At 70.9% G+C, this 26,066-nt stretch carries 22 protein-coding genes; 11 read left to right on the forward strand and 11 right to left on the reverse strand.

Annotated features, from left to right (window positions below; genetic code table 11):
• Nucleotides 1-32: 32 nt before the first annotated feature.
• A complete protein-coding gene (locus HEB94_RS35380; protein WP_192753870.1) occupies nt 33-1,340 on the forward strand; it encodes a M20/M25/M40 family metallo-hydrolase in 1,308 nt (435 codons plus the stop codon).
• A gap of 44 nt (nt 1,341-1,384) precedes the next feature.
• On the opposite strand, the gene HEB94_RS35385 is transcribed toward HEB94_RS35380, so the two are convergent.
• Nucleotides 1,385-2,038 carry a thymidine kinase gene (locus HEB94_RS35385; RefSeq protein ID WP_192753871.1) on the reverse strand — a complete coding sequence of 218 codons (654 nt, stop codon included), beginning with the start codon at nt 2,036-2,038 and terminating at the stop codon, nt 1,385-1,387.
• A gap of 39 nt (nt 2,039-2,077) precedes the next feature.
• On the opposite strand from HEB94_RS35385, the gene HEB94_RS35390 reads away from it, so the two are divergent.
• Nucleotides 2,078-2,581 (forward strand): amidase family protein, encoded by a 504-nt coding sequence (locus HEB94_RS35390; RefSeq protein WP_192753872.1) that lies wholly within the window; start codon nt 2,078-2,080, stop codon nt 2,579-2,581.
• 87 nt (nt 2,582-2,668) lie between these two features.
• Here the strand turns inward: HEB94_RS35390 and HEB94_RS35395 are convergent, their stop codons facing one another.
• From HEB94_RS35395 to argS, 3 genes are all read right to left on the reverse strand, one after another.
• Entirely contained in the window at nt 2,669-3,790 is a 1,122-nt protein-coding gene (locus tag HEB94_RS35395) for an alkaline phosphatase family protein (RefSeq protein ID WP_337918128.1), read from the reverse strand.
• 35 nt (nt 3,791-3,825) lie between these two features.
• On the reverse strand, nt 3,826-4,419 hold the full coding sequence (locus tag HEB94_RS35400; RefSeq protein ID WP_192753874.1) for a DUF5998 family protein: 594 nt from the start codon (nt 4,417-4,419) through the stop codon (nt 3,826-3,828).
• An 81-nt stretch (nt 4,420-4,500) separates the two neighbouring features.
• The gene (gene argS, locus HEB94_RS35405) at nt 4,501-6,234 is read right to left on the reverse strand and encodes an arginine--tRNA ligase (protein WP_192753875.1); all 1,734 of its coding nucleotides are present in this window, start codon (nt 6,232-6,234) and stop codon (nt 4,501-4,503) included.
• Between the two features lie 77 nt (nt 6,235-6,311).
• Between argS and HEB94_RS35410 the strand changes: the two genes are divergently transcribed.
• Nucleotides 6,312-6,968, forward strand: a complete 657-nt coding sequence (locus HEB94_RS35410) for an MBL fold metallo-hydrolase (RefSeq protein ID WP_192753876.1) — start codon at nt 6,312-6,314, stop codon at nt 6,966-6,968.
• Nucleotides 6,969-7,023: 55 nt separating this feature from the next.
• Here the strand turns inward: HEB94_RS35410 and HEB94_RS35415 are convergent, their stop codons facing one another.
• Nucleotides 7,024-7,557: a hypothetical protein gene (locus tag HEB94_RS35415; RefSeq protein ID WP_192753877.1), complete on the reverse strand. Its 534-nt coding sequence runs from the start codon at nt 7,555-7,557 to the stop codon at nt 7,024-7,026.
• Entirely contained in the window at nt 7,554-8,696 is a 1,143-nt protein-coding gene (locus HEB94_RS35420; protein WP_192753878.1) for a helix-turn-helix domain-containing protein, read from the reverse strand. The genes HEB94_RS35415 and HEB94_RS35420 overlap by 4 nt, the downstream gene beginning before the upstream one ends.
• A 179-nt stretch (nt 8,697-8,875) precedes the next feature.
• Here HEB94_RS35420 and HEB94_RS35425 point away from each other — a divergent pair, with 179 nt between their 5' ends.
• The 3 genes from HEB94_RS35425 (at nt 8,876) to HEB94_RS35435 (ending at nt 11,273) form a co-directional block, all read left to right on the forward strand.
• Nucleotides 8,876-9,247: a YciI family protein gene (locus HEB94_RS35425; RefSeq protein WP_192753879.1), complete on the forward strand. Its 372-nt coding sequence runs from the start codon at nt 8,876-8,878 to the stop codon at nt 9,245-9,247.
• The gene (locus HEB94_RS35430) at nt 9,244-10,476 is read left to right on the forward strand and encodes an RNA polymerase sigma factor (RefSeq protein ID WP_192753880.1); all 1,233 of its coding nucleotides are present in this window, start codon (nt 9,244-9,246) and stop codon (nt 10,474-10,476) included. Before HEB94_RS35425 ends, HEB94_RS35430 begins: the two co-directional genes overlap by 4 nt.
• 113 nt (nt 10,477-10,589) lie before the next feature.
• Nucleotides 10,590-11,273 carry a dihydrofolate reductase family protein gene (locus HEB94_RS35435; RefSeq protein WP_192753881.1) on the forward strand — a complete coding sequence of 228 codons (684 nt, stop codon included), beginning with the start codon at nt 10,590-10,592 and terminating at the stop codon, nt 11,271-11,273.
• Between the two features lie 17 nt (nt 11,274-11,290).
• Here HEB94_RS35435 and HEB94_RS35440 read toward each other — a convergent pair whose 3' ends face one another.
• Nucleotides 11,291-11,782 (reverse strand): phosphoribosyltransferase family protein, encoded by a 492-nt coding sequence (locus tag HEB94_RS35440; RefSeq protein WP_192753882.1) that lies wholly within the window; start codon nt 11,780-11,782, stop codon nt 11,291-11,293.
• Nucleotides 11,783-12,001: 219 nt separating this feature from the next.
• Nucleotides 12,002-12,661 (reverse strand): hypothetical protein, encoded by a 660-nt coding sequence (locus HEB94_RS35445; protein ID WP_192753883.1) that lies wholly within the window; start codon nt 12,659-12,661, stop codon nt 12,002-12,004.
• A 353-nt stretch (nt 12,662-13,014) separates the two neighbouring features.
• Between HEB94_RS35445 and HEB94_RS35450 the strand changes: the two genes are divergently transcribed.
• Complete coding sequence (locus tag HEB94_RS35450) at nt 13,015-14,922, forward strand: ABC transporter ATP-binding protein (protein WP_192753884.1); 1,908 nt, start codon at nt 13,015-13,017, stop codon at nt 14,920-14,922.
• A 176-nt stretch (nt 14,923-15,098) separates the two neighbouring features.
• The gene (locus tag HEB94_RS35455; protein ID WP_192753885.1) at nt 15,099-17,177 is read left to right on the forward strand and encodes a S9 family peptidase; all 2,079 of its coding nucleotides are present in this window, start codon (nt 15,099-15,101) and stop codon (nt 17,175-17,177) included.
• A gap of 151 nt (nt 17,178-17,328) precedes the next feature.
• Here HEB94_RS35455 and HEB94_RS35460 read toward each other — a convergent pair whose 3' ends face one another.
• Nucleotides 17,329-20,268, reverse strand: a complete 2,940-nt coding sequence (locus tag HEB94_RS35460) for a BTAD domain-containing putative transcriptional regulator (protein ID WP_192753886.1) — start codon at nt 20,266-20,268, stop codon at nt 17,329-17,331.
• 224 nt (nt 20,269-20,492) lie between these two features.
• Here HEB94_RS35460 and HEB94_RS35465 point away from each other — a divergent pair, with 224 nt between their 5' ends.
• The gene (locus tag HEB94_RS35465; protein ID WP_192753887.1) at nt 20,493-21,110 is read left to right on the forward strand and encodes a putative glycolipid-binding domain-containing protein; all 618 of its coding nucleotides are present in this window, start codon (nt 20,493-20,495) and stop codon (nt 21,108-21,110) included.
• A gap of 35 nt (nt 21,111-21,145) precedes the next feature.
• Here HEB94_RS35465 and HEB94_RS35470 read toward each other — a convergent pair whose 3' ends face one another.
• Together HEB94_RS35470 and HEB94_RS35475 are read right to left on the reverse strand one after the other, a co-directional pair.
• Nucleotides 21,146-22,156 carry an aldo/keto reductase gene (locus HEB94_RS35470; protein ID WP_192753888.1) on the reverse strand — a complete coding sequence of 337 codons (1,011 nt, stop codon included), beginning with the start codon at nt 22,154-22,156 and terminating at the stop codon, nt 21,146-21,148.
• A gap of 156 nt (nt 22,157-22,312) precedes the next feature.
• Nucleotides 22,313-23,035 (reverse strand): MBL fold metallo-hydrolase, encoded by a 723-nt coding sequence (locus HEB94_RS35475; protein ID WP_192753889.1) that lies wholly within the window; start codon nt 23,033-23,035, stop codon nt 22,313-22,315.
• Nucleotides 23,036-23,241: 206 nt separating this feature from the next.
• On the opposite strand from HEB94_RS35475, the gene HEB94_RS35480 reads away from it, so the two are divergent.
• Nucleotides 23,242-25,218: an N-acetylmuramoyl-L-alanine amidase gene (locus HEB94_RS35480; RefSeq protein ID WP_192753890.1), complete on the forward strand. Its 1,977-nt coding sequence runs from the start codon at nt 23,242-23,244 to the stop codon at nt 25,216-25,218.
• A gap of 69 nt (nt 25,219-25,287) precedes the next feature.
• Nucleotides 25,288-26,058 carry a Clp protease N-terminal domain-containing protein gene (locus HEB94_RS35485; protein ID WP_192753891.1) on the forward strand — a complete coding sequence of 257 codons (771 nt, stop codon included), beginning with the start codon at nt 25,288-25,290 and terminating at the stop codon, nt 26,056-26,058.
• Nucleotides 26,059-26,066 lie beyond the last annotated feature (8 nt).

A 26,066-nucleotide genomic window follows, 5' to 3' on the forward strand; every position in this document is an offset into this window, starting at 1 on the left:
CGCATCGTTCTTCGACAAGGGACTGTTGACACGTGAACGCTGATCGCGACGGCCGCCCCGAGGCGGGCGTGGAAGAGTTCTGTGCACGCCTGATCCAGTTCGACACCACCAACAACGGACCCGGTGACTCGGTCGGCGAGCGGGAGGCGGCGGACTACGTCGCCTCGGTGCTGACCGACGCGGGCTACTCCCCGACGATCCTGGAGTCCGCACCAGGGCGGGCGAACGTCGTCCTCCGGGTGCCGGGGACCGACCCGGAGGCCGAGGCGGTGCTGGTGCACGCTCACCTCGACGTCGTACCCGCCGAACCCTCCCAGTGGTCGGTGCCGCCGTTCTCCGGTGAGATCCGCGACGGCTACGTCTGGGGGCGCGGCGCGACCGACATGAAGGACATGTGCGCCATGGTGCTCGCCGTCCTGCGTTCCTGGACCGTGCGTGGCGAGCGCCCGAGGCGGGACATCGTCGTGGCGTTCGTCGCCGACGAGGAGGCGCACGGCGACTTCGGAGCCCAGTGGCTGGTCGACAACCATCCAGACTTCTTCGCCGGGTGCGCGATCGGGATCAGCGAGTCCGGTGGGCACACCTTCGAGGTCGACGACGTACGCCTGTATCCCATCGCCACCGCCGAACGCGGCACCATCCAGTTCCGGCTGACGGCGCACGGCCGATCCGGGCACGGTTCCCGGCCCAACCCCGACAACGCGGTGCTCAAGCTCGTCCACGCGGTCTCCCGGATCGCGGCGTACGAATGGCCGGTCCGCCTCACACCGACGGTGCAGGCCTTCCTCGAGCGCACCGGCGCGGCACTCGGCGTCGAGGTCGACCTCAACGACGTCGATGCCACGATCGAGCGGCTGGGTCGGGCCGGCGAGCTCGCGAGCCGAACGGTCCGGGCCACGGTGACGCCCACGATGCTCGAGGCCGGTTACAAGATCAACGTCATCCCGGGCGTCGCCCACGCGAACCTCGACGGGCGCGCGCTCCCAGGCACCGAACAGGAGTTCCTGGACACCATCGACTCCTTGCTCGGGCCCGACATCGAGCGGGAGAACCTCAGCTACACCGAGGCCGTCTCGTCGCCGATCGACTCACCCTGGTTCGAAGCGATGGCCGCCGCGCTGCGGGCCGAGGACCCCAAGGCCGTGGTGGTGCCGTTCTGCATGGGCGGTGGGACCGACGCGAAGGCCTTCGCCAGGTTGGGAATCGCCGGCTACGGCTTCTCGCCGCTGCGGTTGCCGGCTGACTTCCGCGGCAGGGCGCACGGCGTCGACGAGCGCGTACCGGTGGACGGCCTGCGCTTCGGCGCCCGCGTACTGGACAGGTTCCTCCGCGAGGTCTGAACGCCGTCGACCGCCGTCGACTCGGCGCCGGCCCCGTAGGCCGGTCAGGACACGGCGCCGAACGGCAGCACGTCCGGCGACAGGGAGCCGGCGTTGGCCACCCGGGCGGTCACCCGCCTGCGGTGATGGCGCCGGCACAGCACCTCGTACCCCACCTCGAGGGCGTGGTCCTCGGTGTCGCCGACGACCACCTGCTCCCCTTCGGTCACCATCACCCCGCCGACGGTGCGGGCGTTGTGGGTGGCGCGCTGCCCGCACCAGCACAACGCCTGCACCTGCAGGGTTTCCACCCGGTCCGCGAGTTCGACGAGACGACGGCTTCCTTCGAACAGGCGGGTCCGCAGGTCGGTGAGAATGCCGAACGCGTAGACCTCGACGCTCAACTCGTCGACGATCCGGCCCAGTTGCTCGATCTGTTCGGCGGAGTAGAACTGCGCCTCGTCACAGATCAGGTAGTCGATGCGCGCGCCGGAGGTCATCTCCGAGACCACGAACTGTTGCAGGTCGAGGTCCGGCCTGACCTCCAACGCCGGCACCGTCAGCCCCAACCGGCTGGACAGCGTCGCCGTCCCAGCCCGGTCGTGACAGGTCAAGATCCGCCCCGCAAGGCCACGTTGACGAGCGTTGTGGTCCATCTGGAGGGCGAGCGTGGATTTGCCGCAGTCCATGGTCCCGGTGAAGAAGACGAGTTCGGCCACGGCGCCCCATCTTTGCGCATCACGCCACGCGCACGCACCGTGCCCTCCGTCATCCGGGTGGTCCCCTCGCCGCCGAGTCGGGTCCCATGGACCGCGCCGGAGCCGCACGCCGGCAAGCTGAATCCCCAGTTCCGGGCCATGCTGGAGCGGGCGGCCGCCATGAACGTCATGCAGTACAAGCACGGGGAGTTCCTGGAGATCGCGGTCAACGACGCGGTCGAGGCCGTGTTCGCCCAGGGCTTCGACTACATCGTGTGCCCCACGGTGACCACGGTGTCCGTACCCAACGCCACCGACCGCAACACGATGGGCCCGGCGTCTGTCAACGGGGTGCCGACCGAGCGCACCATCAGATGGACCATGACGTACCCGTTCAACTTCACCGGGCACCTGGTGGTCAGCGTGCCCGCCGGGTTCGCCGGCAAGATGCCCGTCGGGATGCAGATCGTCGGACGCCGCTTTGCCGACGTCGACGTGCTCAACGCCGCACTGGCGGTCGAGAACCACCAGCCCTTGCACTCCCACTACCCCAGGGAGTTCTAGCACTCCAGGCTGGGTGGGTCCGGGCCCGCGCGTTCTCGCCGAGCCCGGGCCCACCGGCCCGCCATCCACCGCGAGGAACGCCGGGACTCAGTCGGCGACCAGGAGGGGAACGAGCATCTCGTCGGCGGTGAGCGACCCGTGCCAGCCGAGCATCGTCGACTCCATCGGGAACTCCCGCGCGCACTCGACGGCGAAGTCCTCCCGCGACGCGATGATCACATCGCCGAGCCGGGGAAGGACGCGATCCTCCACGGTTCCGAACCAGCCGCGCTCGACGGCGTCGTCACGGGGCACCACGATGGCGTCGTCACCGACCCGGTTCCGCCACGCGGCGACGACATCGTCGGTCGCGCCCGCTTCGGTGTAGAGGTAACGCAGCCGCGGGTCGCCACCGACGAGGTAGACCCCGGACCGAAGGGCTGGATCGGAGTCGACGTCGACACGGCGGCCAAGGGGCACGTCCACCATCCCGTGGTCACCGGTCAACACCAGAACGGCGTCGGCGGGCAGCGCGCCGCGAAGCCGTTGGGCGAGGTGGTCGATCGCCGCGAGTTGGTGCCGCCAGGCCGGCCCGTTCACGCCCTCACGATGGCCGGTCCAGTCGAGGTCGCCCTCGTACGCGTAGACCAGGCTGCGCGATCCCCGCTGGCTCGCTTCCACCGCACCCGCGGTCAACTGCCCGGCGGAGTCGGCGGGCACGTAGTCGCCGCCACGAAGCCCGGCGACGGTGACGCCTGATCCGCGGAAGGCCTTCCGTGCGACCATGCTGACCGCGACACCCGCGTTCTCGGCACGTTCGAAGGCAGTCGGATAGGGCTGCCACAGCAGGGGTTCGACGGTGGTGTCCCAACGAAGCGTGTTGAGCAGCCGGTCGGTGCCCGGTATGGCGATCGTGTAGCCGACCACACCGTGCACACCAGGTGGCAGCCCGGTGCCGAGGCTCACCAGACTGGTCGACGTGGTCGAGGGGACGCCCACCGTCACCGGATCGCGGGTGGCAGCCAGCGAGGAGAGGTAAGGCGCGTCGGCGGCGTGGCGATGCAGGAGGTTCCAGCCGAGCCCGTCGATCAGCAGAACGACGTACCTGTTGGCCTCCGGCAATCCCAGGACGTTGCGCTCGCCCTCCAGGCCCAGCGCTCCGAGGATCGACGGGACCACGTCGCACAGCGCACCCGAGCCGTAGCGGGGAAGCACCAACCCGTCTGGCACTGGTGTCTCCCCCGCCGGGCTCCGCGACGAGAGCGTCATCGAATCTGGGGTGGCCTTCGTGTCAGCACGGAGAGTTCCTGGGCGAACCCGAGCAGGCGGCCAACCGCGTCGCCGCCCTCCGCCGCGGAGCTCACCCGCAGGGTGAGGTCGTCGGAGGAGAAGGTGCCGGTATATCCGTGATCGGCCTCACAGTTGGGGTCCGAGCACGCGGCCGGCTCCAGGTCGAGCCGCCCCATCGCGCCCCAGCCGATGGTGAGGATGGCCTCGTGGACGGGACCGCCCGGCTCGTAGGCCGCCGGGTTGGCGACCACCCGGCTCACCACGATCGAACTCACCCGGTCGATCGGGACCGCCTCGGTCGAGGCCGTCGCGTAGGGCGTCGGCAACGTCTCGTCGGCGGGGTGCTCGTCGGTGTGGCCGAGGATGAGCCGGCTCGGCGTGAGCACCAGCACCGTGATGTGACGGCGTACTTCCTCGGAGTAGAAGGTCGGCTCGTGATGCACGAAGTAGGAGACGACCCGTTCACCGGCGAGACAGGTTTCCAACGCGTCAGCGACGACATCCGGGTAGTAGCCACTGCGGTCGATCGCCGCGCGGAGTTCCTGCGTCGCGCTCGCGGACTCACTCATGGCGGTTATCCTTCCACGCCGGCTGGAGCGGCCGGCTCCAAGCCGCGCCGGTTGGTCGCGCCGCCCCTTTCGGGCAGCCTCCTACATGCGGGACGGCGCGGCAATCCCCAGCAGGGACAGGCCGGTGGCGAGGACACGGGCGGTGACGTCGCACAGCACCAGGCGACTGGCCCTGGTCTCGGGGTTCTCCGCGCGCAGCACCGGACACCGCTCGTAGAACGCCGTGAACGCCTGGGCCAGGTCGAAGAGGTAGCCCGTGATGCGGTGCAGCTCCACACCTTCGGCGGCCTTGTACAGCAGCCCCTCGAACTCCGCGAGCCGCAGTGCGAGGGCGTGCTCGGCCGGATCGGCCAGGGCCAGCTTCGTGCCCCGCAGGGTGGCCGGGTCGACCTCACCGCGCCGGAAGACGGACTGGATGCGGGCGTGGGCGTACTGCAGGTAGGGCGCGGTGTTGCCGTCGAAGGACAGCATGCGGTCCCAGTCGAAGATGTAGTCCTTGACCCGGTCGTTGGACAGGTCGGCGTACTTCAGCGCACCGATCCCGACCATCCGGGCGACGTCGTTCTGCTCCTGCTCCGACAGGTGCGGCGCCTTCTCCGCGACCACCGCGGCGGCCCGCCGGACGGCCTCGTCGATCAGGTCGATGAGCTTGATCGAGTCGCCGGCCCGGGTGCGCAGCCGCTTCCGGTCGGCGCCGAGGACGATGCCGAACCCCTGGAACTCCGCCTGTGCCTCCGCTCCGAGCCAACCGGCCTCCCGGCCGACCTCGAAGACCATCTCGAAGTGGAGCCGCTGGCCGAGGTCGGTGATGTAGACCAGCCGCCGGGCCTTCAGGTCGCGGACGCGATGGCGCAACGCGGCCAGGTCGGTCGTGTCGTAACCGAACCCGCCGTCGCTCTTGCGCAGGATGAGCGGGAGTGGCCCGCCGTCGCGGCCGGTGAAGCCCTCCGGGAAGACGCACAGCGCGCCTTCGCTCTCCCGGGCGAGCCCGACTTCCAGGAGTTCCTCGATCACCGGGTTGAGCTGGTCGTTGTAGCTGGACTCGCCGGCGGTGTCCTCCGGCCGGAGCAGGACCTCCAGCCGTTCGTAGACGGTGTCGAAGTAGTGCGCGGACAGCTCGACCAGCTGCCGCCACAGGGCGAGGGTCTCCGAATCGCCGCCCTGCAGCGCAACCACCCGCCGCCGGGACCGCGTCGCGAAGTCCTCGTTGGCGTCGAAGGCCTTGCGGGCGTCCTGGTAGAACGCGCCGAGGTCGCCGACCGAGAGTTCGGCGTTCGTCTCGTCGGTTCCCAGGTCGATCATGTGCTCGATCAGCATGCCGAAGTTCGTGCCCCAGTCACCGATGTGGTTCTGGCGTACGACGTCGTTGCCGAGGTAGTCGAGGAGCCGGACGAGCGCGTCGCCGATGATCGTCGAGCGCAGGTGGCCGACGTGCATCTCCTTGGCGACGTTGGGACCGGAGTAGTCGACGAGGACGCGTTCGGGGTCGGGGGTCAGCCCGACGCCGAGCCGGGCCTGGTCCGCGGCCATCGCCTCCAGGAGTCCGGCGAGGGCGCTGTCGGCGACGGTGAGGTTGAGGAACCCCGGCCCGGCGATCTCCGCGTTCGCGACAAGATCACCGAGGTCCGCGCGCTCGAGGACCTCCGCGGCGACCTCCCTGGGCGGGCGTCGCAGCTGCTTCGCCAGACGCAGCGCACCGTCCGCCTGGTAGTCGGCACGGTCGGAGCGCCGCACGGCGGGATCGGTGGGTTCGCCCGCGACTTCGGCGAAGGCGCGGGCCAGTCTGTCGGAGAGCAGCTGGGGAAGGTCCGTCACAACAAGTAAGGATCTCACGGCCGGTCCAGTTGTTTGCGTCCGGCGGTCCGGTGGCGCGTGCGCTAGCGTGACGAACCATGGCGTACGACGGAAATGTGACGGTTGGTGGCGCTCCCGCGGTCCGCGAGCTGACGGGGCTGACGCTGACGAAGGTCGCGGTGGGCCCGATGGACAACAACGCCTACCTGCTGACCTGCCGCGACACCGGAGACCAGGTCCTCATCGACGCCGCGAACGACGCGTCGACCCTGCTCGGACTGCTGGACGAGGCCCCGCTCGCCCGCGTGGTCACCACCCACCGGCACGGTGATCACTGGCAGGCTCTCGCCGCGGTGGTCGAGCGGACCGGCGCGGTGACCGCCGCCCACGTCGACGACGTGGCCGGCATCGAGGTGCCCACCGCGCAGCCCCTGCGCGAAGGCGACCGGGTGGAGGTCGGCACCTGCACGCTGGAGGTGATCCACCTGGTCGGGCACACGCCGGGCTCGATCACCCTGCTGTACGACGAACCCGGTGGACGCCCGCACATCTTCACCGGCGACAGCCTCTTCCCCGGCGGTGTCGGCAACACCCACGGGTCGAAGAAGGACTTCACCAGCCTGATCAACGACGTCGAGCACAAGCTCTTCGACCGGCTGCCGGACGAGACCTGGGTCTATCCAGGCCACGGCGCCGACACCACGCTGGGTGCCGAGCGGCCGCACCTTGGGGAGTGGCGGGCCCGCGGCTGGTGACCGCGGAGCGACCGAGCGCTTGGTCGGCCCCGTTCAGCCAGGCGCCTTCCAGCCCTCACAGCCGCGCCTGGTGCGACGGGAGTCGGACGTGCCGGCCGGCGACCCGCATCAACTGCAGGAGCAGGTAACCGTCCCGGCGCTGGACGTAACCACCCGTGACCGCCTCGCCCACGAGGTCGGTCGTGTCACGCGTCGGGATGCCCGCGTGGCGCGCGAAACGCAGCGCCTCGCGGTCGTCGCTGAGCCAGAGCGACCCCTCGAACTCCGGCCAGCGCTGGATGACGTGGCAGGTCTGTGCCTCGCCGAGGTGTCGGAGGGGTTCGTCCGCCCGGCCGCCGAAGACCGCCCGGCGCACGCGTTCGATCTGCTCGACATCGTGCGGCTCGCTCACCTCGATCGGCTCGCCGAGCCATCCCTCCAGCGGGATCCGCGCGAGTGCGGGCAGGACGCGGGCCGACCGGTGTGCCTCGAAGGCGATCGCCTCGACCCAGCGCCCGCGTCCCTCGAGGACCTTCTCCAGCAGCGGAAGGGCGTCGACGGAGGCGAAGTTGCACAGGACCGTGTTGTCGGGGAAGAGGTAGATCGTCACGGCGCGAACTCGGGCTCGTCGCCTCCCGCGGCGGGTTCGGCGGAGGCGTCCAGAGCCCGTCGCAGGGACTCGACGTCCAGCCCGACCAGGTTGGCGAAGGGGCGCAGCGTGGACCTGCCCTCGACGTAGGCGGTGAAGGTGTCTCGCACCAGGGCACTCGGCAGGCGGGACTGACGGCTGGACTCGATCCATTCGGCGAACCGTCCGGTGGCGCCGGTGCGGGCCGCGCACGCGGCCGTGGTCAACTCGCGGAACTTCTCTCGTTGCTCGGCGGAGATCAGCCCGAGGCCGTCCAACCGGTAGGCGAGCGTGCTGGGCGACACCATGAAGCGCAGCACCAGGGCGGCGAACGCGTCGACGGTGAGGGATCGACCTTCGGAACCGACGGCTTCGCGCAGGTCGTCGGCCGGTAACAGGAACGCGGCGGCGAAGGCGTTGGCCCTCGTCTCCGACGGTTGGCGGCGGCGGTCGGGATCCATGACGTCCTCGTCCATGTGCAGGCCCTGGTCGTCGGCGGCGAGCAGGTGGCCGAGCTCGTGGGCGATGGTGAATCGCTGCCGGGTGGGGTATTCGGTGCTCCCCACGAGGATGAGGTGGGCGTGTTCGTCGCTCCAGGCCAGGCCGTCGCACCCGTCGGGCATCTCGACCACGGCGAGATCCACTCCGAAGTGTTCCTCGACGACGGGAGCGAGGTCGTGCGCCAGCGGATCGCCGCCCGCCTCGCGGAGCCCGGCCACCGCGGCCTCGGCGAGACGTATCCCCTGCTCGACGAGGGAGCCGTCGGTGGGCACCACCGGGGCCGGGCGGGGAGGCCGGGGATAGCCGAGGAACGCGAGGTCGGCGCGGGCCTGCGCGAACCGGGTCGCCTCTCGGACGGCGACCTCGACGGCGCTGGGCTCGGCGCCGAGGGCACGGGCGGCCACGGCCGGCGCCCCTTCCACGCCGAGGAGCCAGTCGACACTGACCCCTCCGAGCTCGGCGATCCGGGCGAGGTCGAGGGAGGTGAAACGACGGACGCCCTTCAGCGACTTGGAGATCTTCGACGCGTCCAGCCCGGCCTTGGCAGCGAAGTCCGCCTGCGTCAGCCCACTGGACTCGATCAGCGCCCGCACCCGGGCGGCGGTCACGTCTTCGGCCATGAGCTCGACGCTACGTCGAGGTTGCGAAAATCGCAAGCACCGGGACTGTCGCGGTCCGGTGACGTTTGCCGCGGACGCGGAGCATTCGGGACAGCGACGGCCATCGTGTCCTATGACTCCCCAGCCGCGGCCGGGCTGGCAAGATCGAGGCTCCAACGGCACGGCTGAGAGGGCTCGCGGTGAAGTACTTGATGCTGATCTACGGCAACGAGCAGGTATGGAACAGCGTCGACGCCGAGGAGTTCGCGAAGCTGGTCGGTGAGGTGGACGCGTTCAACGCGGCTCTGCGGGACTCCGGTGAGTTCGTCGACGCTCAGGGGCTGGTGTCGCGCCCACGGTCGGTGCGCTCCGTCGAGAACGCGCCGGTGGTCACCGACGGCCCGTACCTCGAGGCCAAGGAGTACGTCGGCTCCTACTTCGTGGTCGACGTCGAGACCGAACAGCGCGCGCTGGAGATCGCGCGGTCCTATCCGGCGCTGCGTTACAGCCGGGGCATCGGCGGCGGGATCGAGGTGTGGCCGTTGATGGACCACGGCGGCGGCGACCTTTGACCGTCGGCGAGGTCGAGGACCAGCTGCGCACCTTCGCGCCGCGGGTGCTGGGCATCCTGGTGCGACGTCACGGCGACTTCGCCCGCTGCGAGGACGCCGTCCAGGAGGCGCTGATCGATGCCGTGTACACGTGGTCGGACAGCGGCGTCCCGGAGCATCCGCTGGGGTGGCTCACCACGGTCGCCGCACGTCGCTACGTGGACCAGGTGCGCTCCGACGCCGCGCGGGAACGCCGGGAGCAGGCGCTGTTCGACGCCGTACCGCGCGACGAACTGCTCGCCGCGCCGCCGGACCTCGAACCGGGGCGCGACGACGTACTGGAACTGCTGTTCCTGTGTTGCCACCCCGCGCTGACGCCGTCTTCGCAGATGGCGCTCACGCTGCGGGCGGTCGCCGGTCTGACCACCACCGAGATCGCCGCGGCGTTCCTGGTGCCGGACAAGACGATGGGCCAGCGGATCTCCCGCGCCAAGCAACGGCTGCGGGAGGCGGGTGCCCGGTTCGAACTTCCGCCCGAGCCGGAACGCGGGCCTCGCCTGCGGGTCGTGCTGCACGTGCTGTACCTCCTCTTCAACGAGGGCTACAGCGCCAGCGCGGGACCGCGGCTGCGCCGCCCTGACCTCACCGCGCAGGCGGTCCAGCTGACCCGCCAACTGCACCTCCGGCTACCCGACTCCGGTGAGACCACCGGGCTGCTGGCGTTGATGCTGCTCACCGAGGCGCGCAGCGCTGCCCGCACCGGACCCGACGGCATCCTCGTGCCGTTGGCCGAGCAGGACCGGTCCCGGTGGGACCAGGCGGCGATCGCGGCGGGCGTCGAGCTGGTGACCCGCAGCCTGCGGACCCGCCCCATCGGCCCCTACCAGGTCCAGGCGGCGATCGCCGCCGTACACAGCGAGGCGACCACGGTCGCCGACACCGACTGGCCCCAGATCCTGGCGCTGTACGACGTGCTGGAGCAGCTGGCGCCCAGTCCGGTCAGCGCCCTGAACCGGGCTGTCGCCCTCGGGGAGGTCCATGGACCGCACGCCGCCCTGGATGTCGTGCGAGAGCTGGAACAGGGCGTGCTGGCCGGTAACCACCGGGTGCTCGCCGTGCGCGCCCACCTGCTCGAGAAGGCTGGGGACCGCGCCGCCGCGAGCGAGGCGTTCGGCCAGGCGGCCCGCCTGGCCGGCAGTGTGCCCGAGCAGCGGTTCCTGATGCTGCGCGCCAAGCGGTGCGCCGGGTGAGGTCGTAAGCGCAAGAAAAATCCTGTCGTGTCGAGGTAGAAATCTCGTCCTCGGTTCCGATCCCCTCCTGAGCGAGCCCGCCGGGCATCGCCGGGAGGAAGGAACACAGCACGATGACCAAGGTGACCGCGCAGATGTCGGTGTCCCTCGACGGCTTCTACGCCGGGCCGCGGCACGACGGTGACGGGGACTGGTTGCAGTCCGCGGAGTCCGCCAAGTTCTTCCGCGTCACCCGCTGGGTGATCAACGCGATGGCGTGGCGCGAGCGGCAGGGCTTCGCCGGCGGAGAGCAGGACGTCAACTCCGACATCATGGCCGAGACGTTCGAGGCCGCCGGAGCGTATGTGATGGGGCGGCGCATGGCCGACGGCGGTGAGGTGCCGTGGGGCGACGAACCGCCGTTCCGCGCCCCGGTGTTCGTCGTGACCCACCGGCCACGGCCGATCCTGGCGCGCCAGGGAGGAACGAGCTTCACCTATGTCACCGACGGCATCCACAGTGCCGTGGAGCAGGCGAAGGCCGCGGCCGGGGGCAAGAACGTCGCCGTCGCTGGTGGCGGCACCCTGCTGCGACAGGTGCTCGCCGCGGGTCTGCTCGACGAACTGGAACTACACATCGTGCCGGTTGTGCTCGGGACCGGGATGCGGCTCCTCGACGCCGACCTCGGCCTCGGCGACAAGGAGGGGATCGAACTGATCCCGACCCGGGTGGTCCACACCCCCGACGTCACGCACGTCCGCTACAGCGTCGACGGTCGCGCCCCGCTGCTGCTGGACGATCGCGGCAGCGGCGCGTGACGTCGCGCGCACCGGCGTCAACGCGGGTCGGAGCGCTGGGTCACCGGCGGTTGGGCGGACCAGGGGAACTCGATCCAACGGTCCGTCCGGCGCCAGACGAACTCGCATCGGACGGTGCTCCTCGCCTTCTCGTAGAGCACCGCGCACCGGACGTCGGCGACCTGACCGGCACAGAAGTCCCGGATCAGCTTCAGGGTCGCACCGGTGTCGGCGACGTCGTCGGCGACCAGGACCCGCGCGCCCGACAGGTCGACCATGTTCGGCACCGGCGGCAGCATGACCGGCAGGGGCAGGCGTTCGTCGACGCCGGTGTAGTAGACGACGTTCGCCAGGTGGAGGTTCTTCACGTCCAGCGCGTAGCCGAGGGCCCCGGCCGTGAAGAGCCCGCCGCGCGCGATCGCCAGGATGATGTCCGGCCGGTATCCGCTGGCCGCGACCTGTCCGGCGAGCTCACGCGACGCGACCCCGAACGTCTGCCAGGTCAGCACTTCGCGATCCGGAGCGGTCACGGGCGGCCTCCGCGGGTGCCGTGCCCCATGGGCGGGACGAACTGAGAGATCCCGCTCAGCCTAGGGCGTTTCCACGGATCGTGGTCGAGTGGTGAGCGGGTCGTCCGTCCACCGGAGGGGGTCACCGACCAGCTTGGTCGGTGACCCCCTCCGGTCTCCTGTCATTTCGCACCACCCCGACCGCGGAGGCTGTGAGCGGTCGGAGTCTCGGGGGTGGGCTCAGCGCCCACCGTTCTCCTGGCCGGCGCCGGGCTCGCGGCCGGGCTTGACGTGGCCGGGCTTGACGTGGCCGGGCCGCAGGTCCTTCCACGCGGCCTTCTGCCGGGAGACGTCCACCACCCGCACGGCGGTCGCCTTGTCCCCGCTCACGGTCGCGACCACCGCCACCGTGGAGCCTTCCTTGATCGAGCCGACGCCCGCACGGCCGCCGGCGACCATCGTCGTGTCGTCGATGGCGTAGGCCCGGTGGTAGCCGTCCTCGCTCCGCACCGTCACGGCGCTCGAACTGATCGACTCGACCGTGCCGCGCTGGCTCGCCACCGTCTGGTAGCCGCCGCCCTTCTTCGGTACGACGAACTCCCCGTGCAGAGCCCCGCCGGCAAGGCCGAGCCGGGCCGGACCACCCGGATGGCCAGGGCGGACACCCGCCCGCTTCTCCTTCGGCATGGCCTTGTCCTTCGGCATGGCCTTGTCCGTTGGCTTGCCTGTCGGCTCCGCCGTCGGCGTCGGGGCGGCCCCCGTTACCGCGGCGCCGTCCCCCTTCGAGAACTGGCTGTCGGCCAGGGCGATCCCCCCGACCGCCAGCGCCGAGACCGTCGCTGCGGCGGCCGCGACACCGACCACCGTCGTCCGTCCGACACCTCGCCCACCTGGGCGCATGGCGTTCTCCCTTCTGCCGTCCTCGGACGGCCTCTCGCGTCGTCCCCCGAGCCTCTTCGGCACGTGCCGGGAAAGCACCCGCTGGCGGCCTACTCTCAGACAACTTCCTGGGAATCGCCTGAACGGAGCCTGGGACTTCGCTGGGAAGGCAGACTGTGACGACTGCTCGGACGTCGAACGCACCCGCCGGGTCCGGCGCCACCCCGGATCGATCGCAGTTTGACCTCAACATTGCTTGAGGTTCTACGTTCGTCCCCAGGACGTTCGGGACGCTTCCCCGATCACCCTCCCCTAGTCCCTCTGCCCGACCTCGACCTCGACCCGACCTCGACGCTCCCGATTGGAAGAGTCACATGAGCATGGAGACCACCGCGTGGAACTCGCTGTACCACGCGATGAACGCCGAGGAGGAGCGCAGGCCGTTCTCCCGGGCGACCCTGCGGCGCATCGCGGGTTTCGCACGCCCGCATCGCGCCCTGCTGCTCAGGTTCCTGCTGCTCAGTGTCGTGACGGCGGTCCTCGCCGTGGCGACACCCGTTCTCGCCGGCCGGGTGGTGGACGCCATCGTGAGCCGCGACGATCTGCACGTCGTGGTCTGGCTCGCGGTCCTGATCGCGGCCATCGCAGTGGCTGAGACTGCTATCGGCGTCTGGAACCGGTGGCTGTCCGCACGCATCGGCGAAGGCCTCATCCTCGATCTGCGCACCGCGGTGTTCGACCACGTCCAGCGGATGCCGATCGCCTTCTTCACACGCACTCGGACCGGCGCCCTGGTGAGTCGCCTGAACAACGACGTCCTGGGCGCCCAACGGGCGTTCAGCGACACGCTCTCAGGCGTCGTCAGCAACCTCGTCATGCTGGTCCTGACGCTGGTCGTCATGATCCAGCTGTCCTGGCAGGTCACCGTGCTGGCGTTGGTCCTGCTGCCGATGTTCGTCCTGCCGGCGCGCCGGATGGGCAGCCGGCTGGCCCGGATGGAACGCGAGGCCGCCAACCACAACGCCGCCATGAGCACGCAGATGACCGAGCGGTTCTCCGCTCCCGGCGCGACGTTGGTCAAGCTGTTCGGGCGTCCCGCGCACGAGTCGGCGGAGTTCGCCCTCCGGGCCCGCCGGGTCCGAGACATCGGAGTCCGTGCGGCGATGGTGCAGTGGATCTTCATCGCCGCGCTGACCCTCGTCTCCGCGCTCGCCCTCTCCCTCGTCTACGGCCTCGGCGGCTTCTACGCCCTCGCCGGGCAGCTGGACCCGGGTGACGTCGTGGCGCTCGCCCTGCTCCTGACCCGCCTGTATGCGCCGCTCACCGCCCTCGCCAGCGCGCGGGTGGAGGTGATGAGCGCGCTGGTCAGCTTCGAGCGGGTCTTCGAGGTGCTCGACCTGCAGCCCCTGATCGCGGAGAAGGCGACGGCCACCGTCGTGCCGGCCGGGCCGGTCGCGGTGGAGTTCGACAACGTCCACTTCGGTTACCCGGCGGCGGACAAGGTGTCCCTCGCGTCGCTGGAGGAGGTGGCCAAGCTCGACACCCGGGGCGGCGTGGAGGTCCTGCACGGGGTGTCGTTCCGCGCCGAGCCGGGCCAGATGGTGGCGCTGGTGGGATCCTCTGGTGCGGGGAAGTCGACCATCGCGCAGCTGATCCCCCGGTTGTACGACGTGGACGAGGGCGCCGTACGGCTGTCCGGTGTCGACGTGCGCGACCTGTCCTTCGACTCGATCCGGGACGCGCTCGGCATGGTGACCCAGGACGGCCACCTCTTCCACGAGACGATCCGGGCCAACCTGACCCTGGCCCGGCCCGAGGCCGACGAGGACGACCTGTGGGAGGCGCTTCGGCGTGCCCGGCTGGACGAACTCGTGGCCTCCCTGCCGGACGGCCTGGACACCGTCGTCGGCGAGCGCGGCTACCGCCTCTCCGGTGGCGAACGCCAGCGACTGACGATCGCCCGCCTGCTGCTCGCGCAGCCCCGCGTGGTCATCCTGGACGAGGCGACCGCCCACCTGGACTCCACGTCCGAGGCGGCCGTGCAGGCCGCACTGGGGGAAGCCCTCGCGGACCGTACCGCGGTCGTCATCGCCCACCGCCTCTCCACCGTCCGCGCCGCCGACCTGATCCTCGTGGTCGAGGACGGCAGCGTCGTCGAACGCGGGACCCACCTCGACCTGCTCGCCCTCGAGGGGCGTTACGCCGAGCTCTACCGCACCCAGTTCGACCCCGGCTCGGCCGAGGACGCGCCCCTCACGGTGCCGGGCCTGGCCGGGCGGTAGCCGAGTCGCAGGGCCCCCGACGACCGCCTGGCCGCGGCGTCGAGGGCCGCTCGCAAGCGATGCTTGACGCCGGCGGGCCGGCCGTACCATCGCGCACCGCCCCCGCGTCGTCCGCCCCTGGCCGCACGGGTGCCAACCCACGCAGCCGCGACGGCGACGCGGGTAGTGTCGGCGACATGCCGACTGCACCGCGCACCGAGCAACGCCCGTTCGTCCATCGCCACCACGGCGACGAGCGGATCGACGAGTACGCCTGGCTGCGGGATCGCGAGGACCCCGCGGTCCGCACCCACCTGGAGGCGGAGAACGCCTTCACCGAGGAGTCCCTCGCCCACCTGGGCGGGCTGCGGACGGAACTCTTCGAGGAGTACCGCTCGCGGATCAAGGAAACCGACGAGGACGTCCCCGCGCGAGACGGCGCCTGGGAGTACTTCACCCGGACCCAGGAGGGCAAGCAGTATCCACTGTTCGTCCGCCACCCGGTCGGTGGCGGTGAGGAGCAGACCCTCCTCGACTGCAACCAGGCGGCCGAGGGCACCGACTACTTCGCGCTCGGTGCCTTCGCCGTCTCCCCGAGTGGTCGGCTGCTCGCCTACTCCGTCGACACCGACGGCAGCGAGGAGTTCCAGCTCCGGGTGAAGGATCTCCAGACCGGCGAGCACCTGCCCGACGTCATCTCCCCCACCGGCTACGGCGCGGTGTGGTCGGCCGACGAGCAGTTCGTCTTCTACACCACGCTCGACCCCGCCCATCGGCCGTGGAAGCTGTGGCGCCACCGGCTCGGCACCGACCCGGCCGCGGACGTGCTCCTGTTCACCGAGGAGGACGAGTCGTTCTATCTCGGGGTCGGGCGGACCCGCTCACGGGAGTGGCTGGTGCTCGGACTCCACGCAACGGAGTCCAGCGAGGTGCACGTCCTGCGCGCCGACGATCCCGAGGGCGACTGGCGGCTCGTCGCCGCGCGCCGGCCCGGCGTGGAGTACGGCATCGAGCATCACGGCGAGCGGTTCCTCTTCGTCACCAACGACCAGGGACCCGACTTCCGGCTCGCGCAAGCCCCGGTTGACGACCCGGGGCCGGAGCGATGGGTCGACGTCATCGCCCACCAGCAGGGCGTCCGGATCGTTTCCGTCGACGCGTTCACCCGGCACCTGGTCGTGTCGCTGCGCGAGGACGGTCGCACCGAGCTCGACGTGATCTCGGTCGACGACGACCAGCGGCGCCGACTCACCTTCGACGAACCCATCTACTCGGTCGACCTCGGCACCAACCGCGAGTTCGACACCGGCACCGTCCGTATCGGCTACACCTCGCTCACCACGCCCGAGTCCACCATCGACGTCGAGCTGGACACTGACAAGCGAGAGCTGCGCAAGCGTCAACCCGTGCTGAACGTCGACCTCGGCCGCTACCGGTCGGCACGGGAGTGGGCCACCGCACCCGACGGGACGAAGGTGCCGATCTCGATCGTCTGGCGCGAGGACCGACCCGCGGGTGCCCCACTGCTGCTCTACGGCTACGGCTCCTACGAACACTCGATGGACCCGTGGTTCTCCACCCTGCGGCTGTCCCTGCTCGACCGCGGTGTCGCCTTCGCCATCGCCCATGTCCGCGGTGGCGGCGAGATGGGCCGGGCCTGGTACGACCACGGAAAGAAGCTCGAGAAGGCCAACACCTTCACCGACTTCGTAGCGGTGGCCGACTACCTCGTCGACAACGGCTGGACGACTCGCGAGGGTCTGGCCATCCGTGGTGGTTCGGCCGGCGGCCTGCTCATCGGCGCGGTCCTCAACCTGCGTCCCGATCTGTGCGCGGCCGCGGTCGCCGAGGTGCCCTTCGTCGACGCGCTCACCACCATCCTCGACCCGTCGCTGCCCCTGACGGTGCGGGAGTGGGACGAATGGGGCAACCCGGTGGCCGACCCCGAGGTCTACGCCGCGATGAAGGCGTACGCCCCCTACGACAACGTGTCCCGGAGCCACTACCCCGCGATCTATGCCACCGCCGGACTGAACGACCCCCGGGTGAGCTACTGGGAGCCGGCGAAGTGGGTCGCGCGTCTGCGTGACCGGATGACAGGCGGCGGACCGGTGCTCCTGAAGACCGAACTCGGCGCCGGTCATGGCGGACCCTCCGGGCGCTACGACGCGTGGAAGGACGAGGCGCAGGTGCACGCGTTCATCCTCGACGCCGTGGGCGGTGTGGACCGTCCGGACGAAGGACACACCTCGAAATCGCAGCAGAACGAAGGGTGACGGAGCGAGCCCGGGAGCCGAAAGGACACGCTGCTCCCCCGTGCGAGCAGCGTGTCCGGTCCGGCTTCCGGCCCCGCCCTCCCACTGTGGGCCGGCAGGCGGGCGCAGCGACTCCGCCGAAGGGGCGTAGACACTTTGCTCCGTCCTGCTATCACCGCGATGACGTCTCGCTGACGCCCGCGGGCCCGGCCTCCGCGGCGGCCAGCGCGTCCCGGAGGCGTTGTTCATGTCGGGCCGCTCCGACGTCGGCGTACGCCGGCAAGGTGGCCTTGACGAGACCGATCACGTCGGCGACGCGGCCCACCTCGAGATAGGCCTCGGCGAGGCTGGCGAGCGCCGCGTGCGCCCGCCCGGCCAGCTCGACCGCCTCCGCACCCTCGCCGCGGGCCGAGGCAACCCGTGCGGCCATCGCGGTGACGTAGGCGCGGGCGCGCAGCTCGTGCACGCCCTCGATCACCGCCAGACTCGCCCGAGACGCCTCCGCCGCGCGGTCCAGGTCGCCGTTCTCCAGCGCGTAGCGGGTGATGCGGTGCAGGACGAGGGCCTCGTCCACCGGCCCACCGAGCTCACGTGCGAGATCAAGGGTCTCGTCGAACAACGGAATCGCCTCGGCGTAGCGCCCGTGCTGGGCGAGCAGGGAGGCGAACTCCCGTACGGCGGAGGCGTAGGCCGGCCGGTAGCCGCTGGCACGCGCCGCCGCTGCCGCCCGCTCGGCCAGCGCGAGCGCCTCACCGCCCTGTTGCCGCTCGTCCCGGAAATGTGCCAGGGCGGCCAGGGAGTAGGCGAGGTCGAGTGGGGCGTCGAGGCGTTCGAAGACCGCGGCGGACTCGGCGAGAGTCGTCAGGACGTCGTCGGTCAGACCACGAGTGGCGGCCTGCATCGCGTGTTGCCACGCCGACCGCCAGGCGACCCGCTCGTCCCCGGCCTCCGAAGCCGCGGCGCGGATGAGGACCCACAGTTCCAGTACCTCGGTGTGCGGGAGCTGGACGTCCAGACGGGCGAGGACCCGCTCGGCCAGGTGGGCGGCGTCGGCGTACCAGCCCACCTGCGCACAGCGCCGGATCACCCAGCCGAGCTGGAGCTGCTCGGCGAGCATCCAGGCCTCACCGTCGGCGGTGAGCCGGGTGACGTCGCGCTCGGGCAGGTACGGCGCCGGACGGATCGGGTCGACGGGCGCCTCGTCGAACGACACCGTCGCGAGGGAGCGGTGGGCCGCGTCGGCGAGCGCGAGGAAGGTGTCGACCAGTCGCCGCAACGCCGCCTCGTTGGCGGTCGGGTCGTCGGCGCGGGCGAGTTCGGCGGCGTAGACGGCAAGCAGGTCGTGGGCGCGGTAGCGGGGCTCGCCGGTCGGATCGCGCCCGGTCTCGGTGAGCAGGCTCGCCTCCACGAGTTCCTCGGCCAACCGCTCCCCGTCGGGTTGGTCGGCCAGGACGCCGAGGGTCCACGCCGCGACGCCGGTCGTACCGAGCAGGCCCAGGCGACGGAACGCGGTCGCGCCGACCGGGGACAGTGCGGAGTAGCTGAGGGCCAGGCCGGCCCGCACCTCCAGGTCGGTCGTCCGCAACTCGTCAAGGCGACGTTGCTCGTCGGCCAACCGCTCGGCGAGCCCGGCCAGACCGGTCGAGGGACGGGCGGCCAACCTGGCGCCGACGATGCGCAGCGCCAGAGGTAGGCCGCCGCAGGCCGCGACGATCGCCCGGGCCGCGGCCGGCTCGGCGTTCACCCGGTCGGTCCCGACCAGGGTCGCGAGCAGATCCAGGGAGTCCTCCTCCGTGAGAGAACCCAGCCGGAACGCGTGCCCGCCGGGCACCCCGCCCAGGAGCCGGCGCCCGGTGACCAGAACCACGCTGCCCGGTGTGCCCGGTACCAGCGGAAGGACCTGCCGGGCGCTCGCGGCGTCGTCCAGCAGCAGGAGTACGGCGCGGTCGGCCAGCCGGGCCCGGAACGCGGAGGCACGCGCGTCGACGCCGTCCGGGAGCGCGTCCCGACCGACACCGCTCGCGGTGAGCAGCTCACCGAGGACCTCCGCCGGGTCCCGGGGCACGCCGTTGGCACCGGTCAACCGGACGAAGAGCTGACCGTCCGGGAAGCGCGTCCGCAGTCGGTGGGCGGCCCGCACGGCGACCGTGCTCTTGCCGGTGCCCGGAGGGCCGGTCAGGCTGAGGACCAGCACCGTCGTTCTGTCCGAGCCGGTACGCAGCCGCTCCTCCAGCGCTTCGAGCAGGTCGGCGCGGCCGACGAAGTCGGCGATGTCCGGAGGGAGCTGGCACAGGGACACCCACGACGCCGGCGCCGCGCCGGGCGCGGTGCCCGCAGCGGCCTGATGCAGGGAGGGATCCTCGGCCAGGATCCGCTGGTGCAGCAGGCGGATCTCCGGGCTCGGCTCCAGTCCCATCTCGTCGACGAGGAGCGTACGCAACCGGCCGTAGGCATCGAGCGCGTCGGACTGTCGGTGGGAGGAGTAGAGCGCCAGCATCAGCTGGTACCAGAAGCGTTCCCGAAGCGGGTGCTCCATCGTCAACGCCGTGAGCTCTCCGACGAGTTCGGCATGCTCGCCGAGGATGAGTTCGGCGTCGATCCGGCGTTCGACGGTGAGCAGCCGCCGCTGCTCCTCCAGGCGTGGTACGAGATCGCGGTGCAGCGACTCCGACGGGATGTCCACCAGCGCCGGGCCACGCCACAACTCGAGCGCCTCGCGCAGGAGCGCGCGGGCCGTCGCCACGTCGCCGGGGTGGCGGTCGGCCTGCGCGAGCAGGTCGGTGAACCGGTCGAGGTCGATCCGCCCGGGCTCCACCTCGATGAGGTAGCCCTCGGGACGGGTCCGGATCGGAACGTCGGCACCGGGATCGATCCCCTGGCCGAGGTTGCGGCGCAGCCGCATGACGTAGGTCGCCAGGGTGGCGCGGGCCGTGGCGGGTGCGGCGTTCCCCCACAGCCGCTCGCACAACTCGTCGACGGAGACCAGCCGGTTGGCCGAGACCAGCAGGGAGACCAACAGGGTGCGCTGCTTACCGGCGCTGACGACCACATGCTGGTCGCCGCGGCGGACCTCCAGTGGTCCGAGCAGCCGGTAGCTCAGGGCAGGTTCCACCGATGCGCACCCCTCCGTGACACGTTCCACACCCAGGGGGGACTCAGCGTAGCGGTGCAACGGATCCGGGCCAGTCACGACCATCCCGGCCGGGACCTCCGCGGACGCGCTCGCGCGACGTGCCGGCGACCGAGGTAGGCCGCGACACCGCGAACCGGCCCACCACGAGGCACCGGCGGGGTACTCTCGCCGCGAGTTCCGGGAGGTTCCGGAGAGGACGAACGATGGACGCCGACGTACACCGGTCACTGGTCTGGTTGAAGGAGGCCGGCGCGGAGCTTGCCGAGGTCAAGCTCGCCCGCGGCCGCCTCTCCGCCACCGGCTCGGCCATCGGGGCCGACCCGCTGCCCTACCGCCTGGAGTACATCCTCGTCACCGGGGACGACTTCACGACCTCCTCCCTGCGGGTGCACACCGCCGGGGCGGGATGGGCCCGGACGCTGGAGCTTCGCCGCGACGGTGACGGAACCTGGCAGATCCTCGGCGACGCCGAAGGTCTCCTCGACGCGCCACCTCCCGGCGGGGACGCCACGCTCTACCGGGACGCGCTCGACTGCGACCTCGCGTTGTGCCCACTCACCAACACGATGCCCGTCCTGCGGCACGGCCTGCTCGACGCTGGCGACCCCGTCGACTTCCAGATGGTGTGGGTCTCGGTCCCCGACCTCGCCGTCCACCCGAGCGCCCAGCGCTACACGCCGGTCCGCAAGTCCGACGACGTGAGCGTGGTCCGCTACGAGGACGAGGACTTCCGGGCCGAGATCGTCTTCGACCGGGACGGCCTGGTGGTCGACTATCCCGGTCTGGCGCGACGGGTGGGCCGGCCGTCCGGAGTCAGGTGATCCCGATCGGTTGGTCCGGTGTTGGTCCACCCTGATCAGGCCGGCCGGCGGACGAACTTCCTCAACACGTCGTACGGATAGCGCAGGGGACGCTCGCTCGCCGCGTCGAGTCGGGCCATCTGGTCCGCGTCGAGACGCCAGCCCGCCGCACCGAGGTTGTCCTCGAAGTGCTGCAACGTGCGCGCGCCGATGATCGGTGCGGTCACCCCCGGCCGCTGGGCGACCCAGCGCAGCGCCACCTGTGCTGGTGACCTGCCGGCCTCCTCCGCGACCGCGTGCAGGGTGTCGATGACGCCCCACGTGTGTTCGTTGTCGTACGCGCCCCAGGCCTCGCTCCAGTCCTGCCGGCTGGCCTCGTCGATGCGGGTGCCGGGGATGGCACCGGTCGCGCCGCGGCGGTACTTGCCCGACAACCAACCGCCCCGCAACGGGCTCCAGGCGATCAGCCCGAGGCCCTCCCGCTCGCACACGGGGACGAGTTCCTGTTCGACGTCCCGGTCGAGCAGGTTGTACAGCGGCTGCAGGCAGGCGTAGGGCTCGAGCCCCAGGTGCCGGGCGACGTCGACCGACTTCTGCAGCTGCCATCCGGCGTAGTTGCTGGCACCGAGGTAGCGGACCTTGCCGGAGCTGACCAGCTTGTCGAGCGTGGCGAGCGTCTCCTCCAGCGGCGTGCCGTCGTCGAATACATGGACCTGGTAGAGGTCGATGTAGTCGGTGCCGAGCCGGCGCAGGCTGGCCTCGACCGCTGTCAAGATGTGCTTGCGGCTGGTGCCGCCGTCGTTGGGGCCGGGGCCCATGTCGCCGTACACCTTGGTGGCCACGACGAGGTCGTCGCGCCGCTGGGTTTTGAGCCAGCGGCCGAGGATCTCCTCCGACGCGCCGGCATTGTAGACGTCGGCGGTGTCGATGAAGGTGCCGCCGGCCTCGACGAAGCGGTCCAGCATCCGCACGCTGGTCTGCTCGTCGGAATCCCCGCCGAACGACATGGCTCCCAGGCAGAGCTCACTGACCCGCAGGCCGGTCCTGCCGAGGTAGAGGTACTCCATGGGTCTCCCTCACTGTCGGGACGGCACGCGTTCGGATGCCGTCGCCACGGACCCTATGGCCAGAACGGCCTGCCAAGGCGGACCACTGCGCGCCCGGCAGGACAGACCAATTGGCTGGTGACCTCCAGCCAGCGCGGGGCGGTGCCGGTTCACGCGTCAGCGCAGCCGGCGTGCCGCGGCCTGCCGGAACCGCTCGGACGCGCCGGAGCGGATCGGGCCGCCGTGCCCGAAGACGGCGTTGTCGAACTCGAGTTCGGCGAGGCGGCGGAAGCTCTCCCCAGCTGCCGTCACGTCCTCACCGACGATCTCCGCCATCCGCCCGGTGGCCGGGCGGATACCGGCGATGTTGAGCGCGGCGTCACCCACGATCAGGGTGCCGCCATCGCGCTCGAGCAAGAACGACACGTGTCCAAGGGTGTGGCCCGGCGTGTGCACGACCCGGATCCCGCCGGCCATCGGGAGTTGCGCTCCGTCGGCGAGCTCGACGTCGACGGTGGCCGGCTCGGGCGGCGTCGAGTTGGCGCGGGCCACGACCGGACCGAGGATGCGGGCCACCACGCTGTTCCAGCTCGGACGCATCCGCGCGCGTGCGCCGCTCACCGCCGCCGCGTCGACGGGGTGGACGTAGACGGGCGCGCCGGTGCGCCGAACCATCGCGGCCAGACCGCCCACGTGGTCGGGGTGATGGTGGGTGACGAGAATGTGCCGGATCTCCGCGGCCTGACGACCCATCCGCAGGAGTCCCGCGGCGATCTGCTCGTCGCCCTTCGGCTCACCGCAGTCGACCAGGACGAGCCCGTCGTCGGCCTCGACGACGTAGGCGCTGACGAAGCCCTGCAGGATCCGGTAGACACCCGGGACCACCATCGTCGCCTTCATACGGTCACGGTAGCCACGCACGGGCGGCGACGCGAGACACGTCCACGACCAGACGTCAGGTCGACGAACAACGTCCACGCGCGCGAACAATCGGCCGCTCATGGCAACGCGTGACCTGTTGACCACGACGTGATGCGGGACGACCCTGGGCGCGGAGGGGCACGCGAGCGGTGGGCGTGTGGTGCGGGGTGGAGCGGAGGTCTGCGATGCGTCGATCTCAGGTCAGGACGGTGCTGCTGCGCGGTGGGCTGGTCGTGGGTGTGACGGCCGCGCTCACGCTGGGTGCCGTTTCCGGTGCCGGTGCGCAGGCGGCACCACCGCCGTCGCGGGCCGATCCGGTCGCGAGTGCCGCGGCGCACCAACCGATTGCCCGGCAGCAGGTCTACGAACGAGCCGCACGCGAGTACGGCGTCCCCGTTCGGGTCCTGTTGGCCGTCTCCTACCTGCAGACCCGCTGGGACACGCATCGGGGCAAGCCCTCACGTGCCGGCGGTTACGGCCCGATGCACCTCACCGACCTCGCGACCGCGAACGCCCCGGAGGCCGGGGAACGCCGTGGAGACCCGGCGCGCCCGGGCGCCGGGACGGTCCCGCGCGGGCCGGCGTTCCAGACGGTCGATCTCGCCGCGCGACTCACCGGCCTTGACAAGGCAGCCTTGCGCAACGATCCGACCGTCAACATCCGTGGCGGCGCTGCCGTGCTCGCGGAGTACCAACGGCGCCTGGGCGGACCCGGCGCCACTCGGGTCGCCGACTGGTACGGCGCGGTCGCCCGCTACAGCGGGGCGGTCGACCAGGCGGGGGCGCGCTCGTTCGCCGACGAGGTGTACGCGCTGATCCGCACCGGTGCCAGCCGGACGACCGATGACGGTCAGACCGTCACGCTGGCGGCGAGCCCGGTGACCGGCAACCGCGCCTGGATCGGCAGGCTCGGGCTGCCCAAGCCGGCGGATGGGACCGCGGAGTGCCCGGCGAGCCTTGGGTGTGAGTGGATCCCCGCCCCCTACGAGGAGATCGGTGGCGGCGACTACGGCAACCACGACCTGGCCGACCGCCCGAACGACCAGCAGGTGAAGTACATCGTCATCCACTCCACCGAGGGCAGCTACGCCGGCACCGTCAACCTCGTCCAGGATCCGACCTACGTCAGTTGGCACTACACGCTCCGGGACAGCGACGGCCACATCGCCCAGCATGTTCCGACCAAGGACGTCGCCTGGCACGCCGGCAACTGGTACGTCAACGCGAAGTCGATCGGCCTCGAGCACGAGGGCTACGCCGCGCGCGGCACGTGGTACACCGAGGTGATGTACCGCAACTCGGCGACGCTGGTGCGTTACCTCGCGGACAGGTACGACATCCCGCTGGACCGGCAGCACGTCCTCGGCCACGACAACGTGCCGGGCGTCACTCCCGAACTCGTGTCGGGCATGCACTGGGACCCAGGGCCCTACTGGGACTGGGCGCACTACTTCGAACTCCTCGGTGCGCCGTTCACGGCGACGGGAACGGCCACGAGCGGCATGGTGACGATCCGGCCCACCTTCGCCACCAACCGTCCGGTCTTCCACGGCTGCGAGGACAACCCGGGACCGCCTGCGGAGGGCCGGCCGCGCCGCTGCCAGGCATGGCCGTCCTCGGCCATCATCCTGCACACCGAGCCTCGGGAGGACGCACCGCTGCTCCGCGACGTGGGCAGCAACCCGCCCACCGGCACCAGCACGACGCACGTGGCGGACATCGGCAGCCGCGTCTCCACCGGACAGCAGTACGCCGTCGCGGAGGTACGTGGTGACTGGACCGCACTCTGGTACCTCGGCCAGAAGGGCTGGTTCTACAACCCGCGGAGCGCGCCGAGAGCCCTCTGGTCGACCGGGATGGTCGCGAAACCCAAGCCAGGGAAGGCGTCTGTCCAGGTCTATGGCCGGGCCTACCCCGAGCCGGCGGCCTACCCGCCCGGCGTCCCGGTCCAGGCGCTGGCGCCGTTGCAGTACACCTGGCCGGCCGGACAGGCCTACGTCGTCGGATTGCCCGCGGCGGCGGAGTACTACCGGGCGGTGACGTTCGACCCGGCCGACCACCAGGTGGTCAAGGGCGCTCTGCGCTACTACCAGGTGCAGTTCGGCCACCGAGTTGCCTACGTCCTCGCCGACGACGTGGACGTGGTCGCATCCGGCGGGTGAGCAGGACCGGCCGACAATCTTGTCAACTATCGCTTGACAAGCCTTGATCATCGAACCACTCTGTGTTGCATGGCTGTCAACGACTTGGACCTTGACAAGATCATCGCCACCGTCGAGGCGGGGCAGGCGGAGGGCGGACCACTGGACCGGGTGAGCGCGGCACGGGAGACCGCGTCGCGCCTGGAGGCCCTTGCGCAGCACGTGGTCGCGCACTTCGTCGACCAAGCCCGTCACGACGGTGCTTCCTGGACCGACATCGGCACCGCACTGGGCGTCACCCGCCAGGCCGCGCAACAACGCTTCGTCCCGGCCGAGGGCGTCGACGTCGACGCGGCGGTGAACAAACCCGCACTCTCCTACACCTCGCGTGCTTCCGCGGCGTTGCTGGCCGCGCGGGAGCTCGCCACGGAGCATCACCACCGCAGCGTCGAGGACGTGCACCTGCTCCTCGTTCTCCTCGACAACCGCAGCGGTGGGGCGATCGGCGCGATGCGCGGTCTTGGCCGCAAGACCGCCGACGTACGCAAGGCTGCCCGCACCCACCTCGGGGCCGACGGTCCTCGTCGGTCGGCGAAGAACCCGCCGCTTGGCCGGTCGGCGGTGAAGGCACTCGACGTCGCCGCACGTGAGGCACTTCGCCTCGGACGCGGTGAGGTCGGGACCGAGCACGAACTCCTGGCGCTGGTGAGCGACCCTTCGTCCGCGGCGGGGCAGGCGCTCGCCGATGCTGGGGTCAGCTACGACGACCTACGCGCCGAGGTGGCCAAGCAGGCGGCCGTCGGTGCGGAGCGCACTGCCCAGAAGCGCATCACCCGACGCAAGCGCACGGGCACCGCATAATCACACTC

It is taken from the genome of Actinopolymorpha pittospori, from assembly GCF_014873875.1.
GTDB lineage: Bacteria > Actinomycetota > Actinomycetes > Propionibacteriales > Actinopolymorphaceae > Actinopolymorpha > Actinopolymorpha pittospori.

Coding starts and splice junctions, on each gene's coding strand:
- HEB94_RS35400 (WP_192753874.1), bottom strand. CDS start 4,419: ATGAGTGAGTCCGCGAGCGCGACGCAGGAACTCCGCGCGGCGATCGAC.
- HEB94_RS35410 (WP_192753876.1), top strand. CDS start 6,312: ATGGCGTACGACGGAAATGTGACGGTTGGTGGCGCTCCCGCGGTCCGC.
- HEB94_RS35420 (WP_192753878.1), bottom strand. CDS start 8,696: ATGGCCGAAGACGTGACCGCCGCCCGGGTGCGGGCGCTGATCGAGTCC.
- HEB94_RS35435 (WP_192753881.1), top strand. CDS start 10,590: ATGACCAAGGTGACCGCGCAGATGTCGGTGTCCCTCGACGGCTTCTAC.
- HEB94_RS35445 (WP_192753883.1), bottom strand. CDS start 12,661: ATGCGCCCAGGTGGGCGAGGTGTCGGACGGACGACGGTGGTCGGTGTC.
- HEB94_RS35450 (WP_192753884.1), top strand. CDS start 13,015: ATGAGCATGGAGACCACCGCGTGGAACTCGCTGTACCACGCGATGAAC.
- HEB94_RS35455 (WP_192753885.1), top strand. CDS start 15,099: ATGCCGACTGCACCGCGCACCGAGCAACGCCCGTTCGTCCATCGCCAC.
- HEB94_RS35465 (WP_192753887.1), top strand. CDS start 20,493: ATGGACGCCGACGTACACCGGTCACTGGTCTGGTTGAAGGAGGCCGGC.
- HEB94_RS35470 (WP_192753888.1), bottom strand. CDS start 22,156: ATGGAGTACCTCTACCTCGGCAGGACCGGCCTGCGGGTCAGTGAGCTC.
- HEB94_RS35475 (WP_192753889.1), bottom strand. CDS start 23,035: ATGAAGGCGACGATGGTGGTCCCGGGTGTCTACCGGATCCTGCAGGGC.
- HEB94_RS35480 (WP_192753890.1), top strand. CDS start 23,242: ATGCGTCGATCTCAGGTCAGGACGGTGCTGCTGCGCGGTGGGCTGGTC.
- HEB94_RS35485 (WP_192753891.1), top strand. CDS start 25,288: ATGGCTGTCAACGACTTGGACCTTGACAAGATCATCGCCACCGTCGAG.